This window comes from Moraxella sp. FZLJ2109, assembly GCF_024296965.1.
Taxonomy (GTDB): domain Bacteria; phylum Pseudomonadota; class Gammaproteobacteria; order Pseudomonadales; family Moraxellaceae; genus Moraxella.
This window is the reverse complement of the sequence record NZ_CP101112.1, coordinates 918332-935352: the sequence shown is the minus strand read 5'-3', so window position 1 is coordinate 935352 and position 17021 is coordinate 918332. Positions and strand designations below refer to the sequence as shown.

The window sequence follows — 17021 nt, the reverse complement described above, 5'->3', positions numbered from 1 at the left end:
AAGGTTTTTTTAATTTTATTAATCAATTGTTTAGCATTGCGTTTATGTCAAATCATACCAACGCCTGAGATGCCACGGGCAAGCTTGGCGGCGGTATTGTCTGTTAAGCCACAAATAAAGTCCAAAACTGTCATATAGTCTTCGTACAGGCTTTGGCGATTTTCTTTATCAAAGCCTAGTAAATCAAGAGCAAGCGTATGCTTGGTAGATAAGACACTGCCATGATGATGTGCATAGATGGCAGGAATGAATAAATCCAGCAGCGTCGATAGACAGCCAAAGGCAGCGATCTCGGTGGCAAGCTTGCTGTTGTGACGGAAGATTTCATCAGCGGCAAGCTTTTTGGACTTATTAAGCATATCTTTAATATCAGGATCGATGACAGCAAGCAGATCTTTGTGTTCAAATTGCCCTGTCAGTAGCGCATCATGATGTGTCATAAACGCACGCGTCACTGCTTCGACCGCACGACCGATGGCTGTACCACGCATCGCACCCAGACGCTGTTCGGTGTTTTTGATATTAATCAGCTTATCATAGTCGATGATATTTTTTAATACGCCTTGAAAATCATTGACTGAGATCATCCCCATCTCGACCGCATCTTCTAGGTCTAATAGCGCGTAGCAGATGTCATCTGCCGCTTCCATCAGATAGGATAACGGATGTCTTGCCCAGTGGTCGGTGGCGATTTTTGGTAGATCGAGCGTTTCGCTGATGTGGCGAAATAGCGGCAATTCACTTTGATAAATATTGAATTTTTGCCCTTTGCCTTTGGGATTATCACTTGCCCAAGGATATTTGATCAGCGCGCCGATACTGGCAGCGGTCAGGCGCATACCACCTTGGGATTTATACATTTCAAGGTTTAATACCGTACGCAGACTGTGGGCATTGCCTTCATAAGTGCAGATGTCACTGCGCTGCTTGTCTGTTAAATTTTCTAAATAATGTGCGTGCTTAGGATCGCAGAACCATTCGCGTAATGCCTGCTCGCCTGTATGTCCAAACGGTGGATTACCCAAATCATGCGCAAGGCACGCCACCTGCACCACCGCACCGATGCTGTTGGCGCTGAAATCTGGTGGCAGTAGCCCTGCATCATACAAAGCAGCGCCGACTTGGTTGCCGATACTGCGCCCGACGCTTGCCACTTCGACGCTGTGCGTTAGGCGGTTGTGCGTGTGGTCAGACTGTGCAAAAGGATGCACCTGTGTTTTGCGCCCAAGCTTACGAAACGCACGGCTGAACACCACGCGATCATAATCGATGTGAAAATTGCTGCGGATGTTATTGCCTGTGGCGGTGGTTTTGGGCAGGATTGCACCATTGATGACGCTAAATCGCGTCGTCGAGAGCCGCGTTTGCCACAGGTCTTTGGCAGTGGTTGTATCGAAATTTGTCGGCATCACATTCCTTGTTTGGGCTGATTATTCCTTCACCGCCATGGTGATGGTGTAGGTTTTGCCTTGTTTGATTTTATCGCTGTTGCCGAACACTTCAGTGAATGAGCGTTTCATAAAATCGCGAAGACCGTTGATGGTGACGACATAAAAACGTGCGCCCGTCTCCATCGCATTGTATGCATCTAATAGGTACAGATAGTGCTGCTCTTTGCTGGCTTTGGCGGGCAGATTGCTCATCACTAGGCTGAATTTGCGATTTTTATCGACATGATAAAAGCCGTTCGACAGCATGACTTCAGCATTATTCAGACCATTTTTTTGGCAGTTTAATTTGGCATATTCGACCGCGACAAAGTCCTTGTCAATCAGCAGATGCTGACCGTTTGGGCATTCGCGCGCAGCAGTCATGCCAAGCACGCCATAGCCGCAGCCTAAATCGATCGAATTGTCATCAGCTTGAAAATCAATATAATCAAGCAGCATCAGACTGCCATCATCGAGTTTTTCTGGGCTGAAAATCCCCCAAGTGCTGGTGAAATCAAAGGGCTTGCCAAGCACTTCTTGGCGAAAGGTGATGTCATCGCGCCAGTGTTTGGATTTGGTAAGTAGATCAGGATCGATTTGGTGCATGATGGACTCTTAGAAAAATAAGGGTTGGTAACTATTGAGTAAATTTTAGCACACAATGGCGCGTGTCGCCCAAGATTTTCGCTCAATCGGCATAAGTCAAAATCAGCGGACGGCGACCGATGGCGGTTTCGTTTAAGATTGGCTTGAGACTATCTAGGCGCGCCTTGATGTGATCGGTGGTGGCGCGCGCATAGGCGGCAGCGTCAGGCGTGATGCGCGGGTCGTGTTTGCCAAATAAATATGCATCAAGCAGCCGCTCAGCGTGCATGCCATCACGGCAATAATGCAGCACACCGCGATGCTCATCGTCAAACAGCGTGCCGACCGCGCTCATCTCTGCCAAGGCAATGCCAAGCGCACCATCTTCGCCGCCTAAGCTGCGAAACAGCGTATCGGTTGGAAAACCACCACAGCCAAGAAACAGCGCACGGCGAAAAATCATATTCCCGCCCACCGTCATCTGTAAAATATCCCAAGCCTTGCCTAAATCAGGACGATCGGCATAGCGCGCAGGCAAATTGATGGCGCGTAGTTTGAGTCGCAGTAGGCTTAAGTTTGGCATCAAGGCAAAGATGCTTGGCACGACATCGAGCGCGCCATTTTCATACGCATCATCAGCATCGATAAAGGCAATGAGCTCAGCACTACTGCACAGCGCGCCGAAATTTCGTGCAAATGCTACGCCGCTATTGGCAGGCAGATGATGGGCGATGATGTTGTCATGCTGCTTGGCAAGAGCATCAATGCGTGCTGCGGTATCATCGGTCGAGCCATCATTGACCAGAATAATGTGCTGACAGGCAGACTGATTCAGCACACTTGCCACCGTGCGATCTAGGGTATCGGCAGCGTTATAACAAGGAATGATGACATCAAGGCTTGGGGTGTTGATTGGATTGTTCATATAACTCTTTGAGTTTGTTTATGATTTTTGGAAAATAGCAAGAGATTTTTGGATAAAATCAATTTAGCAAACTAACCACGCGGATGGTGCTTGGTGTGCAGATCTTGCAGTCGCTGAGTGGCGACATGGGTATAAATCTGCGTCGTGGACAGATCGCTATGCCCAAGCAAAAGCTGTACACTGCGAAGATCTGCGCCGTGATTGACCAGATGCGTGGCAAAGGCATGGCGCAAAGTGTGCGGCGAAATATCGCTTTTAATCCCTGAGATGCGCGCGTATTTTTTGATGATATGCCAAAAATTATGCCGCGTCATAAAGCCGCCTTGCTCGGTCAAAAACACCGCCTGACAGCGATTGCTATCACCCAGTAAGCTTGCGCGTATTGCCAAATATTCTTCGAGTGCGGTCTGAGCATATTCACCGAGCGGCACAAGGCGCGTCTTATTGCCTTTGCCTGTGATCACGATCCAGCCTGAGTTTAGGTTTAGCATATCCAGTGATAAGCCCACAAGCTCAGAGACACGCAGTCCGCAGGCGTAGAGCACTTCAAGCATCGCCTTGTCACGCGCGCCTAAGATGGTTGTGGTATCGGGGGCGTTTAGCAGGGCATTGACATCATGTTCGCTTAAGGATTTGGGCAGATTTTTGCTAAGCTTTGGTGATTTAAGCTGTTCGGCAGGATTGTCATCGCGCGCGCCTGTGTCGATTTGCCATAAGAAAAATTGCCGCAAGCTTGCCAAACTTCGCGCGATCGAGCGTTCGGATTTGCCTTGCTTGGATAGGTTTTGTAGGTGCAAGCTGACATCGGTGCTGTGCCACTGGGTCAAGGGCGTCGCGGATGTGCGAATGCACTGGCGCAGATCTTGGCTGTAGGCGTTGCGCGTGGCGGTCGATAAGCCACGCGAGAGCATCGATGCGCGAAACTGGCTGAGATAATCGGGGTCATCATCGCAGATGACGGCGATTTCTTGGCGGGCGGTGGTTGCTTTTGCCATGATGAATGCTGATCAAATTTTGAACAAATTTCGGTCAAATATCAGGCAAATCAGCCCAATTTCTTGGCAATCACATAGCGATAACTGCCATCATTGAGCGTCTCTTGGCTAACGAGTGTATGCCCCAGATGACGGCAAAAATTGGGAATATCGCGTGTGGTCGCAGGGTCGGTGGCAAGCACTTCGATATGCTCACCACCTTGGGCTGTGCGCACGGCTTTGTGCAGTAGCATCACAGGCTCGGGGCAAATCAGCCCTTTGGTATCTAAAGTGTGGTCGGTCATAACGGTTCCAAAAATGATAATAACTGATTGATTTTAAAAATATTTTGTGAATTAAGATGCGACTTTTTCTTCCAAAAACGCCAAAAACTTGCGCAGATTCACCCGAAACAAAAACGGCATCCCAAACCACGCAATCATCGCCAAAAACAAGCCCATAAAAAACGCCGTATCCATGCCACTCATCACAAGGCGAATTAGCGTAAAACCAAGCAAACCCACGCCTGTCAATAAAATCATGCTAATAATCGAAAAATCAACGATGCGATAGCGAATCAGCAGCCACGCGTGATATAGGCTCAGCGGCATACTGATACCGATCAGTATGTAGGGCAAATAATGAAACGCATAATAAATCACGCTGCTGTCGCGAAAACTTGCCATGCTCGCGAGCGTGCCGAACGCACAAAATGCAACGATGGCAGCCAAGCCCAAATACACACTGACATTGGCAAGGGTGATGGCGTGGCGGATTTTGGGAATGAGCGTTTGATAAATGGCGGTATTTGACATAATCTTGGCAGGTTTTGGGTCGGTGATTTGATGGATTTTATTTAACAATCAAGGATAATTTTTGGGTTAATTGTGTAATTACTTTAAATAATCACACATCTTTGACGCTGTCTTTGTGGCTATTGACATAAATCGCCAGCTCAGGCGCGTAATAATAACCATCGATGAGCAAACACGCCGAAATGTCATCAATCGGCTCGGTAGGCGAGCTGATCCAGCCATTATCCAGGGCGATTTGTCGTGCTTCTTTTGAGCTTAGGCGTTCATCATAGATGAAGACTTTTATCGCTTGGCGGCGTTCGGCAAGGCGGTGCGCCAATCGGCGTGCGAACTTATGCGCACGCTTTGAGAGCATCGACTCTGTGCCGTCCATGTTCAGCGGCAAGCCCACTAGCACTTCGTTGATTTGCCATTCTTGGATGATGCCAAGCAGATTGTCCCAGTCGGGCTGACCGTTGTCCATCGCCAAAATATCAAAGGGGCGCGCGTCGCGGGTGATGCTGTTGCCCAGTGCCATGCCCATTTTTTTCACCCCAAAATCTAGGGCAAGGATCAAAGTCGGTGTCGTCATTAGGCATACCCCAGTGTATCGACCAGTTTGTTTGGATTGATGCCGATTTTGCCAAGTGCGGCTGCCAAGCGATCTTCGTACGACAAGCCAAATAAAATCGTCAAATCTGCAGGGCAGATGAACCAATCACCTGCGCGTACTTCATCATCAAGCTGCCCCTTGCCCCAGTTACAAAAACCCATGCACAACAGATAATGTTTGATGGCATCTTGGGATAGGTTTTCTAAGATGTCTTTACTGGTGGTCAGGCAGACATTTTCACTGATGACAAAGGATGATTTATAATCAGGCAAACCTGTGTGCAGCACAAAGCCAGCTTCGGGGCGCACAGGGCCACCGGCGAGCGCAGGCGTGTTCATCGCTGCTTGGCTGACTGGCAAATCAAGCTCGGACAATAGACCGCCGACACTACTGGATAAAGGGTCATTGATGATAAATCCCCATGCACCATCGGTGGTATGGCGACAGATGTAGATGACTTTATCGATGAATCGCTCATCGCGCATCTGCGGCGTCGGAACGAGAAAATGATGAACAAGCTTGTCATTGGGCATCGTGTGCATGATCATTCCTTGTCCGCCTTTGGTTTTTTGCTCTTGGCAGGTGTGGCATCATCGGCACGGTCTGCATGATCAGTGGTGAATTTTTCAAGTTTATCAATCGATGTATTCGCCGTCAGCTCATCGGTGTGGCGGATGTCATCAAGCAGGCTCTTGGCGTGCGCGCGCGTGGCTGCGGTGATATTCACGCCACCGCTCATGCGTGCCAGCTCATCGATCTGTGCTTCATCTGTGATGATACTCATATCGCTCACCGTCTGCTCGCCATGCTCTTTATGCACCAGAATGTGGCGATGGGCAGCAGCAGCGACTTGGGCTTGGTGAGTGATGGCAAGGAGTTGTTGGTGCTTGCCAAGTGTGCGTAATAGCTCGCCGACCACTTGGGCAGTACCGCCACTGATACCGACATCCACTTCGTCAAACACCAGCGTCGGACCAGTTTCACTGCCGTCACCTGATGCCATCACCTGCATCACCAGTGCCATGCGCGATAATTCACCGCCTGATGCCACCTTGTGCAAAGGCTGTAGCGGCATACCGACATTGGCACTGAATAATAGGGCAATGTCATATTTGCCATGCTGATTGTACTGATCGCTCGGCTTATCACTAAAGCCAAACTCGCAGCGTGCATTGGGCAGGGCAAGTGGTAGTAGCCGCGCTTCTAGTCGCTCGCAGATGTCAGGGGCGATCGCCATGCGCGCCTGATCAAGCGTATCTGCACACGCCAAATACGCATCATACGCGTCCTTGACCTTGGCATCCATTGTGTCATTATCAGGCAGACCACCCAGCATATTGAGTTCTTCTTGCCATGCGGCTGCATCACCGATCAGCTCGTCTATCGGCGTGTGATATTTGCTGGATAAGCGATGTGCTAATGAAAGTAGATTATTAAGCTCTTCTAATCGTGCTTCATCGGGTAGCTGCTGCTCGGCATAGTCGGCAAGCTTGGCAGCAGCGTCATTGATCTGCTCTTGAGCAAGAGCAAGCAGCTGACTGCATTCGCTGAAAGTCTTACTGGCAGATGCATTATTATCACAGATGCGCATCGCACGCCCAAGCAGGCTTGCCACCGATGGCGTATCGTCATCATTATCCAGTAGCACCGTCGCTTCGGTCGCCACGCGCATTAAGTTTTCAAGGTTTGATAATTCATCGTATTCAGCTTCCGCTTCAGCGAAATTGACCGCCAATAATGGCTCAATGTCGGCAAGCTTGGCGGATAATAATGCCATGCGATCGGCACGCTGTGCAGATTGGGCTTTGGCGTCGTCGGCTTGTTTTTTGATGGTTTGATAAGCGGTAAAGGCGTCTTTGGTGGCTTGTTTTTCTGCTGACAAGCCACCGATACGATCGAGCCAATCGATGACGAATTGGGGTTTTAATAGCTCAAGCCCTGCGTGCTGTGAGTGGATATTGACAAGGATTGCGCCTAGGCTTTTAAGCTCGCTGATACTGGCTGGCACGCCATTGATCCATGATTTTGAGCGGCCTTGTGCGCTGATTTTACGGCGGATCAGCAGTGTGTCTTCGTCAAGCTCGCGATCATGTTCGCGAAACCATGCCGCCACTTGCGCATTACCCGTGATGTCAAATTCGCCAAAAACCGACGCTTCGTCACAGCCATGACGCACCATGCCACTGTCAGCGCGTTCGCCAGCGCACAGTGATAATGCGTCCAAAACCAAGGACTTACCTGCACCTGTCTCACCTGTGATGACATTGAACCGCCCATCAAAGCTGATTTCTTTTTTTTCGATCAAGGCAAGATTTTGTAAAGTAAGAGAAACAAGCATGCTAAATCCCATAAATACGCCAACCTTTTATCATAATCAAAGATACCGATTTTGGCAATGGAAAAAATGTTATTCACGGCAGGTTTTGCGCGTCGATACGCCATTTGGTAGGTGAAATTTCTTTACTTTATCCTGAAGTTTTGCCACAATAAGTCAGTTTTTCATAAAGTACAGTATCATGAGCGACCGCAAGTATTCTAAGTCTTTTTATGACAAATCTGCCAAAAATTCTGGCAAAAAACCCCACAGCAAATCAGGCGAGCCACACAAGGGTAAGGTCTTTAAGGATAAAAAAGACACCAAGCCGAAAAACCCGTATTTTTATGGGATTCATGCGGTGGATATGCTGCTGAAGCGTCGCCCGATCGATGTGTTAAATCTGTTCATCCAAGCGCGCGATGATGGGCAGGTGAGCGATGAGCATACGCGCCTTATGCAGTTGGCGAGCGATTTTGGTATCAGCGTGCAGATGGCACAAAAAGAGCGACTGGCTGAGCTTGCCGACAGTCATCAGCATCAAGGCGTGGTAGCACAAGCGCGCCCCATGCCGATGGCGGATGAGAGCGTGCTGGATACCTTGGTACAAAAAGATAACGCGCTGTTTTTGGTATTAGATCAAATCACCGATGCGCACAATCTGGGCGCGTGCCTGCGCAGTGCCTGTGCGATGGGCGTGGATGCGGTGATCATTCCGCGCCATCAGTCTGCGCCGATCACGCCGACCGTCGCTAAGGTGTCGGTGGGTGCGTCTGAAGTTATTGATGTGGTGGCGGTGACCAATCTTGCGCGCACGCTTGATAAGCTAAAAAAAGCAGGCGTGTTCGTCTTTGGAACAGCGCTCGATGAGACAGCTAAGCCTTTGCATGAGTGTGATTTTGGTGGTAAAGTTGCAATCATCATGGGTTCAGAAGGTGATGGTATGCGCAGACTCACCCAAGAGCTGTGCGATACGCTCGTGTATATCCCGATGGCGAACACGCCTGATCGTCCGCAGAGCTTGAATGTCAGTGTCGCCACTGGTATGGCACTGTATGAAGTGGCTCGGCAGCGGTTGGTGTAGTTTGTATTGTTTAAATATTATTTAAAATAAATCATGTTCATACAATGGTTGATGGTGGCGATCGGTGCGGTTTGTGGTGCGACATTGCGCTGGCTGATCGGTCTGTGGCTGACTGGTGTGACGACTAAGCTTTCGCTTGCGACACTTGTGGTCAATGTCATCGGTTCATTGTTGATGGGTGTGCTGATGGCGGTGAGTGTCCCAGATACGCATAAGCTGCTTTGGGTTACGGGGTTTTTGGGCAGTTTTACGACTTTTTCGGCATTTTCTGCCAATGTGCTTGAGATGCTCATTGCCCAAAAATACAGCCAAGCACTGCTGATCATCATCCTGCATCTAATCGGTGGTGTCACAGCGGCAGCGGTAGGGTTTTATGTGGCGCGCTCATTTGGCTGATTTGCCATGATTTTTCTACATTTTCTAAGAAAAAAGATATGTTCCACATGAAACATATCTTTTTTATTGTCAAATTGTGATCATCAAAACTGCTCAATTTCTTCAGGTCGCAAGAATCGGCATTCGCCCATCTCAAGCCCATCAAGGGTGATGGTGCCGATGCTGGCGCGGTGCAGCTCGATGACTTTATTGCCAAAATACGCCATCATGCGCTTGACTTGATGGTACTTGCCTTCGGTCAAAATCAGCACAGCGTGCGTCTCATCGACGAATGACAGCTCAGCAGGGCGTGTTTTTTCACTTTCGCCTTCTAATAAGATGCCGTTCGCCACTTGCTTGATAGCATGGGCTTGGGCGGCTTCATCCATTGGATCGGCAAGCGTCAGCTCGTAGCGTTTGGGCTGATGGCGTTTTGGACTGGTCACACGGTGCAGCCACGCGCCATCATCGGATAATAGCAGCGCGCCTGTGGTATCGACATCGAGTCTGCCCGCCATGCGCAGGCTTGCCACTTCTGGCACAGCGATCAAATCGGTGACGATCGGATATTCTTTGGCTTTTAGCGTGCATTCAAAGCCGTCTGGCTTATACAACAAAATATAGCGACTGCCTTCAGCGACCGACAGCGGCTCACCTGCCCACAGCACTTCATCATTGGCGATATCGATGTGATGGCTTGAGTCTTTGATGACGATGTCATTGACGGTGATTTCGCCAGCGTGCAAGATTTTTTTGGCATCTTTGCGCGACAGTTCAGTGGCTTTGCTTAAAAATTTATCCAAACGCATGAAAATTTTCCAATCAGTAAACTTATGCCTAGTGTAGCATAAATCGACAAAATATGGGAAAATGACAGCGTCTTTACCATCAATATCAATACCGTGAGCTACCAAACCCCAAGTGCGCCGTGTGATGCGGTCTATGAAATCAAAAAAAGCGAATTTCTTGCCTTTGCCTACCCGATCGATAGTCGTGAGCAGGCGATGGATTATGTCGCCAAGCTGCGTGCGCGTTATCCCGATGCGCGCCATCACTGCTTTGGCTATATCATCGGCGATCCGAATAACACCACGAGCGCAGGCTTTGATGATGACGGCGAGCCAAACGGCACAGCAGGCAGACCAATTTTGAATGTCTTACAGCATAAGGCGATTGGTAATTGTATCATCGTTGTTGTGCGTTATTTTGGGGGGATTAAGCTTGGCGCGGGTGGTTTGACGCGTGCCTATGGGACGGCGGCGCAGATGGCGGTGGATCAGATGGTACTGACTACTTTTATCCCAAAATCAGTGCTTGTGATCGCGACAAGCTTTGCTCATGAAGCACAAGTGCGCTATCTGATCGGTACGGCAGCAGGCGAGATCAGCGCGGTCGATTATGCGGCGGATGTGATGATCACAGCGCAATTGGACACCGCTAAGGTGGATGAGTTTGTGGCAAGCTTGGGTGTATATGGAGCGGTGGTTGAGTAGGTTTATTTTAAGTAGCTAGATTAATTAATATAATAAATTAGTAGGGTGCGGCATCTGCACCAATACACCAAAAGTATTTGATCTTTATGATAAAATCTTCAAAAATCCGTTACTTTTCGACAAGCTGAAGGACGAACGGTTTTTGAAGTTCTTTGATATCAATTGGCATAATTCACAATTTTAAACACAAATCATCATAAACCCCAAAAGCAAAAGCCACAAGTTTTCACCTGTGGCTTTTTTGGTGCATTTCCTGCAGTTTCCTTACGAGTCATCCATGTAACAGCGTTTCATCCATGCCGACACACCCTGTGTCACTTTCCTGTGCTGTTGGGTGTATTATGCCAAAACTGGCTGTGTGCGAAAAGTGGCAAATTTCGCCAATATTTGTAAGAAATTTCGTACACAGCTTTGGACATCGTATGCCATCACGCCACCGCCACACCAAATGCCTTGCCGATCAGCGCTGTCGCCGCCATCGCAAAAACACCCCAAATCAGCACACGCGCCATCGCTGGCACAACGCGCGCACCGCCGAGTTTGGCTGAAGTGTAGCCAAGCAGTGCCAAACCTACTAAAGTCGTCCCTGCCAAAATCACCCCCAAATCCGTGCCGAATTTTGCACCCAACCACAGGCTGATCAGTGGCAGTACTGCCCCGATGATAAAGGATGCTGCCGATGCCATCGCTGCTTCTAAGGGTTTGGCGGATAAGGCATCACTCAGACCGATCTCATCGCGCGCGTGTGCTTCGAGCGCGTCATGCTTGGTGAGTGCGACCGCGACCTGATGCGCAAGATCATCATCCAAACCGCGTGCCTTATAGATATTGGTCAGCTCGACAAGCTCACGCTCAGGATTGTGCTTAAGCTCATAGGCTTCTTTGGCAAGGTCGCTTTTTTCGGTGTCGGCTTGGGATGATACCGAGATGTATTCGCCTGCCCCCATTGACAGTGCACCGCCGATGATCGCCGCCAATGCTGTTAAGGTCAAAACATCCATGCTTGCCTGACCTGCAACCATACCCATCAGCAGACTGGCTGTCGAGATTAGACCGTCATTTGCGCCTAGGACGCCTGCGCGCAGCCAGTTATTGCGCGAGCTAAGATGCGGTTCTGAATGTGCTGAGTACATAGGATTTCACTTATTAACTATTGTGGATGCGCTTATTATACGCCACGCTGATGTTACACGCACCAATATTTTATTTTTAAATTTCACTTAATAATAACTCTATTTTGTGCCTAAATTCTTATCCAAGAGTGATTCTTGTTCAAGAGCGTGTTGCAATTTTATCCAACGATCAGAAAAATTACTTGACGATAGTTATATAATAATATAACATTATGTGATTTTTATCACCAACTTAATACAATTTTGAAATAATTGTTATACTTTATCAAATCATCAAGGAATAAATCATGCAAAAACACTCATGGCAACTCACTCCATTGCTGCTGGCGATGGCAACCGTATTAGCGATGCAAGGTGCACACGCTGATGATGACGCAGCCCAAGCAGTATCCGAGATGGCGCCCAAAACAGCAGATACACCGATAGTAATGCTCGATGCCGAAGAGATCGTGGTGCAGCGTGGCGCGCGTGTTCATAGTGCGTTTGGCGGTGCAAAGCCATCGGATATCGTGGTTACAGCCGATCAGCTGCGCAGTCGTGCGGCGACTTTGGGTGATGCACTGTCAGGCGAGTTGGGCGTGCGTTCAAGTCACTTTGGTGGTGGTGCGTCTGCGCCAATCATTCGTGGGCAAGAGGGTAAGCGATTGAAGATTTTGCAAAATGGCAGTGATGTCATCGACATGGCAAGTCTATCGCCTGATCATGCGGTGATGGTCGATCCGCTGTTGGCAGGGCAAGTTGAGATCGTGCGCGGTCCAAGTACTTTATTGTACAGCTCGGGCAATGTCGCAGGTCAGATTAATGTGGTCGATGATGTGATCTTGGATCATGTGCCAGATGCACCGACAGGCGATGCGACGCTGCGCTTTAATACAGGCAGTGATGAGAAAGTGGCAAGCGTCGGTGTGTCACTGCCGATCGGTTCACAAGTAGCAATCAGCGCCAAGGGTATCACGCGCCGCGCGAACGATTATCAGACGCCTGAATATCAGCGTTATCAATTTGACAATGAAAAAGCACTCAAAGCGCATTTGGCAGCGCCTGAGAATCTGGCAAGCTTAGAATCAGAATATCAGCACTGGCTTGCCAATCATCATCAACAGCCGTATTTTCGTTATCGTCCTGCCAATGAGCGACATTTCATCCGCAGCGAATCGCAGTATCTGGAACAAAAGCAGCGTTATACTGATGCCATCGTGACGCCTAAGCATTTAGATTATCTGCCTGACAGCTGGGCGAATGCTGATGCGCTGTCACTGGGCGTATCGTGGGTGGGCACATCAGGATATGTGGGCGCATCGGTGAGTCATCGCGAAGATGAATACGGCTTACCTGCGCACAATCCGATGTACGAAGGCTGTGGCGCGTATGTCATCTCACCTGCGTCCGAGCGCGCCAAGCCTTATCTGATGAGCTATCCGCAGCTGATGGGCGAAGATGATGTCAATTATCTCAATCCGCGCGCCGACTGCCTACAGGCTGAAGTGTTCGACTCCAGTGGTGGACATACACACAGCACCAAAGAACACACGCACGGCGCACCGCACATCACGCTGACCAATCGCCGATATGATCTTAAAGGTGAGCTGTACGATCCGATCGCAGGCATCGATACGGTAAAACTATCGGTGGGACACAGTGATTATCAGCACCAAGAAAAAGAAGGCGACACCATCAGTAGTGATTTTAAAAATAAAGCCACGACAGCACGGTTGGAAATGATCCAAACACCAACTGAGAAACTCTCAGGCACTTGGGGTGTGCGCTATTTGATATCCAAAAACAGTGCCCTGTCACCGAGTATCGCCAAAGGTCGGCAGACACTGGGTGAGAACCGTACGGATAATATCGCCTTGTTTGGCTTGCAGCAATACGAACTGAGCGATGCGCTAAGCCTGCAGGCATCGGCACGCGCCGAACGCCAGCGCATTAAGATGGATTATGATCTTGATAAGATCACAAGCGTCATGCAGCCAGTGCCGAACCGCTACAACAGCTCATACATCGACGCTGCCAACCAAAAACGCGCCGAGCATTTAGCCCAAGCACTCAATGACACCAAAGCCAATCAAGACACTGCCTATTCTTATGCACTGGGTGCAACTTGGAAATTTGCCCCTAAGCACAGACTAACCGTGACGGCATCGCACCAAGAACGCTTGCCCAACGCCCAAGAACTGTACACGCATGGTGCGCATTTAGCGACCAATTCATTTGAAGTGGGGAATAAGAATTTAACCAAAGAAAAGTCGAATAACCTTGAGATCGCGTTGGATTATCAAGGGGAGAAATTGGATTATCAATTGGCGGCGTATCATTATGATTTTGATAATTATATTTACTTACAGACGCTCAATGCATCACTGGGCAATAGTGCGGTGATCGCGCCTTATTCCTTGAGAATCAACCGCTACAGCCAAGCCAAAGCCAAGTTCTCTGGCTTAGAAGGTAGTATCGGCTATCAGTTCACGCCTGTGTATCATGCGTCACTGTTTGGCGATGTCATCACAGGCAAGCTGACCGATTTGCCTGATGAAGTGGTCGCTTATGATAATTGGACGGATGAAAGAACCTACGCTGCCCAAGTAGATCGCTACACCCCGCGCCTACCGCCAGCACGATTGGGCGCGCGTATCAAGGCAGATGTCGCCGATGGTGTGTCGGGCGAGCTTGAGTATTATCATGTCTTTGACCAAAATAAACTGTCAAAATTCGAGCAGCCGACCCAAGGGCATCATATGCTCAATCTTGGCGTGAATTATCGTAAGGATTGGGGCGCAGGCGAGTATGAACTGTTCTTGCGCGGCAATAACCTGCTCGATGAGCCTGTGTATGCGCACGAGACTTTTTTGCCCTACATTCCGCAGATGGGGCGTAATTTTAGCCTAGGCGCGACTTATCGCTTTTAAGTGTGCGACCAAAAAATCGGAGTGTGATGCTTCGATTTTTTTGTGTAAATTTGGGGTGATGTGATAAGAAATCCGCTTGAGTTTTGATAAGATTTGGTGAATAATAAAGGTGAAAAGATGGGATTTTTTCAACAGGTCAATCAAGCAAAGGAGTCAGACAATGAAAAGCGTTGAACATTATCAAGCGGCGCTCTTGAGCCTAAAACAAGAATACCAAGCGCGCATCGAGAAAATCAAAGATCGCATTGCCCACCCAGAAGATAACAGCAATCAAGACTGGGATGATCAAGCCGTCGCCGCCACGCGTGATGAGATGCGCATGAAGCTTGTGCAGGAAGCCGAAGAAGGTCTCACCCAAGTCAATGCAGCACTACGCCGTATCGAAGAAGGTGGCTATGGGGTGTGTAGCGAGTGCGGCGAAGACATCGAAGAAGGGCGATTGGATGCAGTGCCATTTGCAACTTTGTGCGTGGCTCATGCTAAGTGAGTGATGATAAAAATGCGGCTGATGGGTCGCATTTTTATTGCTCATTTCACTGAGCGATTAGTGGGTTTGTGCTGTGCTCTGTTGGTGGATTTTGGCGTTAAACGGCAATATCATGAAGCACAAAAAACAAAAGCACAGCTTTAATAAACCGTGCTTTTATTGATTAATCGCGCAAATTTAATCTGCTTGGCTGCGTAGATACTGCGCCAACAATGCCACAGGGCGACCTGTTGCGCTATTGGTGCTGCCACTCTTCCATGCTGTGCCTGCGATGTCTAAGTGCGCCCATGCTTGATTTTCTTTGATAAAGCGCTGCAAGAAGCACGCCGCAGTCACTGAACCAGCTTCACGGCCGCCGATGTTTTGGACATCTGCGATTTTTGAGTTCAGCTGTTCGTTGTAGCTGTCGTCCAGTGGCATATGCCACACCAGATCATTGGTAAATTCGCTCGCACTTTCTAGGGCGAACAGCAGATCTTCATCATTGCTGTACAGACCTGAGCGCACGCTGCCCAAGGCGATCACGCACGCGCCTGTTAAGGTTGCGGTATTGATGATGGCTTTTGGCTTGTAGTTTTCTTGGACATAGCACAGCGCATCGCACAGCACCAAGCGACCTTCGGCATCGGTGTTCAGCACTTCGACGCTCATGCCATTCATCGCTGTGACTACATCACCGGGGCGAGTGGCGCGCGCCGATGGCATATTTTCAGCACAAGCCAGTACTGCCACGACATCGATGGCAAGATTTGCTTCTGCGATGGCTTTGATCGTACCTAGAATCGATGCAGCACCGCCCATGTCAAATTTCATCTCTTCCATGCCGGCAGCAGGCTTTAATGAAATACCACCTGTATCAAAGGTCAGACCCTTGCCCACCAGTGCGATCGGGTTCGACAGGCGCGATTTTTTGCCAGCGCGACCAGTTTTGCCATAGTATTCGATGACGGCGAGTTTGCCTTCTTCGTCTGAGCCTTGCGAGACGGCGAGAAAGCAACCCATGCCCATTTTTTGCATTTCTTTTTCGCCAAGGATGCTGACGCTGATCTTTTCGGCGTAGTCTTTGGCGAGCTGTTTTGACTTTTTTGCCAGTTCAGATGGCGTTAGGACATTCGGTGCTTCGTTGGCGACATCGCGCGCGACGCTCACTCCTTTGGCAGTAGCAAGCACGAACGCTAGCGCGGCTTGATAGGCGTCAAGCTCATCACGGTTTGAGATGATGGTGATGTCTTTGATGGCGTCGCTGTCGGCAGCTTTTGCCTTGTGATGATCGAAGCGATAGCTTGCGGCAAGTAGCGCAAGACCAAACTGTGTAAAGTGCTTGTGGCAGATGGTATCACCCCATAGGATCACTGCGCGCGGTACGGTTTTGATCGCGGTATAGGTGGCAGCAGCGACTTTGGCGATATTACCCGCAAGCTTATCAAGCTTACCCACGCCGATCACGGTCAGCACAGGCAGCTCTTTGGCGTGAATGGCGTAATCAGTCACGCTCTCGCCAAGACCACCCTTGAAGCTGCTTTGGCTGATCAGATCTTGGGCGCGTGTAAGATATTCGGCATCACCCAAGCCACCAAGCACAGTGCCGTCATCGGTTACATAGGCGATGATGGTCGGTAAGGGGTTGTTTTTGGTGGCTTTTTTGGCGGTGTATTCTGTCTGAACAGACACGCTGAGTGCGATATTTGGCATGATCATTCCTTAGGTTTATTTTATAAATATCGAGAAAAATACTCGATGGCGATGGGTTTAGTGTAGCATAATTTTTGGGTCTAGCAACTTAAAAATCACAACGAGTTTGTAAAATCTGAATCAGGCTGCCTGACAGACGATCCATTCAGTTGCCAATTGGTTTGGCGATTGATGGATGATGAAAATAAACTTGCCAAATCGCTTAAAACTACC

17 protein-coding genes are annotated in these 17021 nt (G+C 49.1%); 5 read left to right on the top strand and 12 right to left on the bottom strand.

Annotation, left to right across the window (positions count from 1 at the left end):
• Positions 1-47: 47 nt before the first annotated feature.
• The 9 genes from NKU06_RS04265 to recN form a co-directional block, all read right to left on the bottom strand.
• Complete coding sequence (locus tag NKU06_RS04265) at positions 48-1409, bottom strand: deoxyguanosinetriphosphate triphosphohydrolase (RefSeq protein WP_254728998.1); 1362 nt, start codon at positions 1407-1409, stop codon at positions 48-50.
• Positions 1410-1430: 21 nt separating this feature from the next.
• Positions 1431-2036: a class I SAM-dependent methyltransferase gene (locus tag NKU06_RS04260; protein ID WP_254728995.1), complete on the bottom strand. Its 606-nt coding sequence runs from the start codon at positions 2034-2036 to the stop codon at positions 1431-1433.
• An 82-nt stretch (positions 2037-2118) separates the two neighbouring features.
• Positions 2119-2940, bottom strand: coding sequence for a glycosyltransferase family 2 protein (locus NKU06_RS04255; RefSeq protein WP_254728993.1), 822 nt, complete (start codon positions 2938-2940; stop codon positions 2119-2121).
• 71 nt (positions 2941-3011) lie between these two features.
• A complete protein-coding gene (gene xerD / locus NKU06_RS04250) occupies positions 3012-3935 on the bottom strand; it encodes a site-specific tyrosine recombinase XerD (protein ID WP_254728990.1) in 924 nt (307 codons plus the stop codon).
• A gap of 50 nt (positions 3936-3985) precedes the next feature.
• Entirely contained in the window at positions 3986-4219 is a 234-nt protein-coding gene (gene tusA, locus NKU06_RS04245; protein WP_254728987.1) for a sulfurtransferase TusA, read from the bottom strand.
• Between the two features lie 51 nt (positions 4220-4270).
• Complete coding sequence (locus tag NKU06_RS04240) at positions 4271-4729, bottom strand: hypothetical protein (protein WP_254728984.1); 459 nt, start codon at positions 4727-4729, stop codon at positions 4271-4273.
• A gap of 91 nt (positions 4730-4820) precedes the next feature.
• Positions 4821-5300: a Holliday junction resolvase RuvX gene (gene ruvX / locus NKU06_RS04235; RefSeq protein WP_254728981.1), complete on the bottom strand. Its 480-nt coding sequence runs from the start codon at positions 5298-5300 to the stop codon at positions 4821-4823.
• Positions 5300-5863: a YqgE/AlgH family protein gene (locus NKU06_RS04230; RefSeq protein ID WP_371928025.1), complete on the bottom strand. Its 564-nt coding sequence runs from the start codon at positions 5861-5863 to the stop codon at positions 5300-5302. The genes ruvX and NKU06_RS04230 overlap by 1 nt, the downstream gene beginning before the upstream one ends.
• A gap of 2 nt (positions 5864-5865) precedes the next feature.
• Positions 5866-7659: a DNA repair protein RecN gene (gene recN, locus NKU06_RS04225; protein ID WP_254728978.1), complete on the bottom strand. Its 1794-nt coding sequence runs from the start codon at positions 7657-7659 to the stop codon at positions 5866-5868.
• 178 nt (positions 7660-7837) lie between these two features.
• On the opposite strand from recN, the gene rlmB reads away from it, so the two are divergent.
• Together rlmB and crcB are read left to right on the top strand one after the other, a co-directional pair.
• A complete protein-coding gene (gene rlmB, locus NKU06_RS04220; protein ID WP_254728975.1) occupies positions 7838-8719 on the top strand; it encodes a 23S rRNA (guanosine(2251)-2'-O)-methyltransferase RlmB in 882 nt (293 codons plus the stop codon).
• Positions 8720-8752: 33 nt separating this feature from the next.
• Positions 8753-9115 (top strand): fluoride efflux transporter CrcB, encoded by a 363-nt coding sequence (gene crcB, locus NKU06_RS04215; protein WP_254728973.1) that lies wholly within the window; start codon positions 8753-8755, stop codon positions 9113-9115.
• Positions 9116-9198: 83 nt separating this feature from the next.
• Here crcB and NKU06_RS04210 read toward each other — a convergent pair whose 3' ends face one another.
• Positions 9199-9903, bottom strand: coding sequence for a pseudouridine synthase (locus NKU06_RS04210; protein ID WP_254728970.1), 705 nt, complete (start codon positions 9901-9903; stop codon positions 9199-9201).
• Between the two features lie 93 nt (positions 9904-9996).
• Between NKU06_RS04210 and NKU06_RS04205 the strand changes: the two genes are divergently transcribed.
• The gene (locus NKU06_RS04205; RefSeq protein ID WP_254728967.1) at positions 9997-10587 is read left to right on the top strand and encodes a YigZ family protein; all 591 of its coding nucleotides are present in this window, start codon (positions 9997-9999) and stop codon (positions 10585-10587) included.
• Positions 10588-11015: 428 nt separating this feature from the next.
• Here NKU06_RS04205 and NKU06_RS04200 read toward each other — a convergent pair whose 3' ends face one another.
• On the bottom strand, positions 11016-11720 hold the full coding sequence (locus tag NKU06_RS04200) for a VIT family protein (RefSeq protein ID WP_253222778.1): 705 nt from the start codon (positions 11718-11720) through the stop codon (positions 11016-11018).
• A 287-nt stretch (positions 11721-12007) separates the two neighbouring features.
• Between NKU06_RS04200 and NKU06_RS04195 the strand changes: the two genes are divergently transcribed.
• Together NKU06_RS04195 and NKU06_RS04190 are read left to right on the top strand one after the other, a co-directional pair.
• The gene (locus tag NKU06_RS04195) at positions 12008-14629 is read left to right on the top strand and encodes a TonB-dependent receptor (protein ID WP_254728964.1); all 2622 of its coding nucleotides are present in this window, start codon (positions 12008-12010) and stop codon (positions 14627-14629) included.
• A 160-nt stretch (positions 14630-14789) separates the two neighbouring features.
• On the top strand, positions 14790-15116 hold the full coding sequence (locus tag NKU06_RS04190) for a TraR/DksA family transcriptional regulator (RefSeq protein WP_253222780.1): 327 nt from the start codon (positions 14790-14792) through the stop codon (positions 15114-15116).
• A 177-nt stretch (positions 15117-15293) separates the two neighbouring features.
• Here NKU06_RS04190 and NKU06_RS04185 read toward each other — a convergent pair whose 3' ends face one another.
• The gene (locus NKU06_RS04185) at positions 15294-16808 is read right to left on the bottom strand and encodes a leucyl aminopeptidase (RefSeq protein ID WP_254728961.1); all 1515 of its coding nucleotides are present in this window, start codon (positions 16806-16808) and stop codon (positions 15294-15296) included.
• Positions 16809-17021: the final 213 nt, after the last annotated feature.

What these genes read in the sequence shown, in the direction of transcription:
- NKU06_RS04265 (WP_254728998.1), bottom strand. Translation starts at nt 1,409, where the DNA reads ATGCCGACAAATTTCGATACAACCACTGCCAAAGACCTGTGGCAAACG.
- NKU06_RS04255 (WP_254728993.1), bottom strand. Translation starts at nt 2,940, where the DNA reads ATGAACAATCCAATCAACACCCCAAGCCTTGATGTCATCATTCCTTGT.
- NKU06_RS04195 (WP_254728964.1), top strand. Translation starts at nt 12,008, where the DNA reads ATGCAAAAACACTCATGGCAACTCACTCCATTGCTGCTGGCGATGGCA.
- NKU06_RS04185 (WP_254728961.1), bottom strand. Translation starts at nt 16,808, where the DNA reads ATGCCAAATATCGCACTCAGCGTGTCTGTTCAGACAGAATACACCGCC.
- ruvX (WP_254728981.1), bottom strand. Translation starts at nt 5,300, where the DNA reads ATGACGACACCGACTTTGATCCTTGCCCTAGATTTTGGGGTGAAAAAA.
- tusA (WP_254728987.1), bottom strand. Translation starts at nt 4,219, where the DNA reads ATGACCGACCACACTTTAGATACCAAAGGGCTGATTTGCCCCGAGCCT.
- NKU06_RS04240 (WP_254728984.1), bottom strand. Translation starts at nt 4,729, where the DNA reads ATGTCAAATACCGCCATTTATCAAACGCTCATTCCCAAAATCCGCCAC.
- crcB (WP_254728973.1), top strand. Translation starts at nt 8,753, where the DNA reads ATGTTCATACAATGGTTGATGGTGGCGATCGGTGCGGTTTGTGGTGCG.
- recN (WP_254728978.1), bottom strand. Translation starts at nt 7,659, where the DNA reads ATGCTTGTTTCTCTTACTTTACAAAATCTTGCCTTGATCGAAAAAAAA.
- xerD (WP_254728990.1), bottom strand. Translation starts at nt 3,935, where the DNA reads ATGGCAAAAGCAACCACCGCCCGCCAAGAAATCGCCGTCATCTGCGAT.
- NKU06_RS04230 (WP_371928025.1), bottom strand. Translation starts at nt 5,863, where the DNA reads ATGCACACGATGCCCAATGACAAGCTTGTTCATCATTTTCTCGTTCCG.
- rlmB (WP_254728975.1), top strand. Translation starts at nt 7,838, where the DNA reads ATGAGCGACCGCAAGTATTCTAAGTCTTTTTATGACAAATCTGCCAAA.
- NKU06_RS04190 (WP_253222780.1), top strand. Translation starts at nt 14,790, where the DNA reads ATGAAAAGCGTTGAACATTATCAAGCGGCGCTCTTGAGCCTAAAACAA.
- NKU06_RS04260 (WP_254728995.1), bottom strand. Translation starts at nt 2,036, where the DNA reads ATGCACCAAATCGATCCTGATCTACTTACCAAATCCAAACACTGGCGC.
- NKU06_RS04200 (WP_253222778.1), bottom strand. Translation starts at nt 11,720, where the DNA reads ATGTACTCAGCACATTCAGAACCGCATCTTAGCTCGCGCAATAACTGG.
- NKU06_RS04210 (WP_254728970.1), bottom strand. Translation starts at nt 9,903, where the DNA reads ATGCGTTTGGATAAATTTTTAAGCAAAGCCACTGAACTGTCGCGCAAA.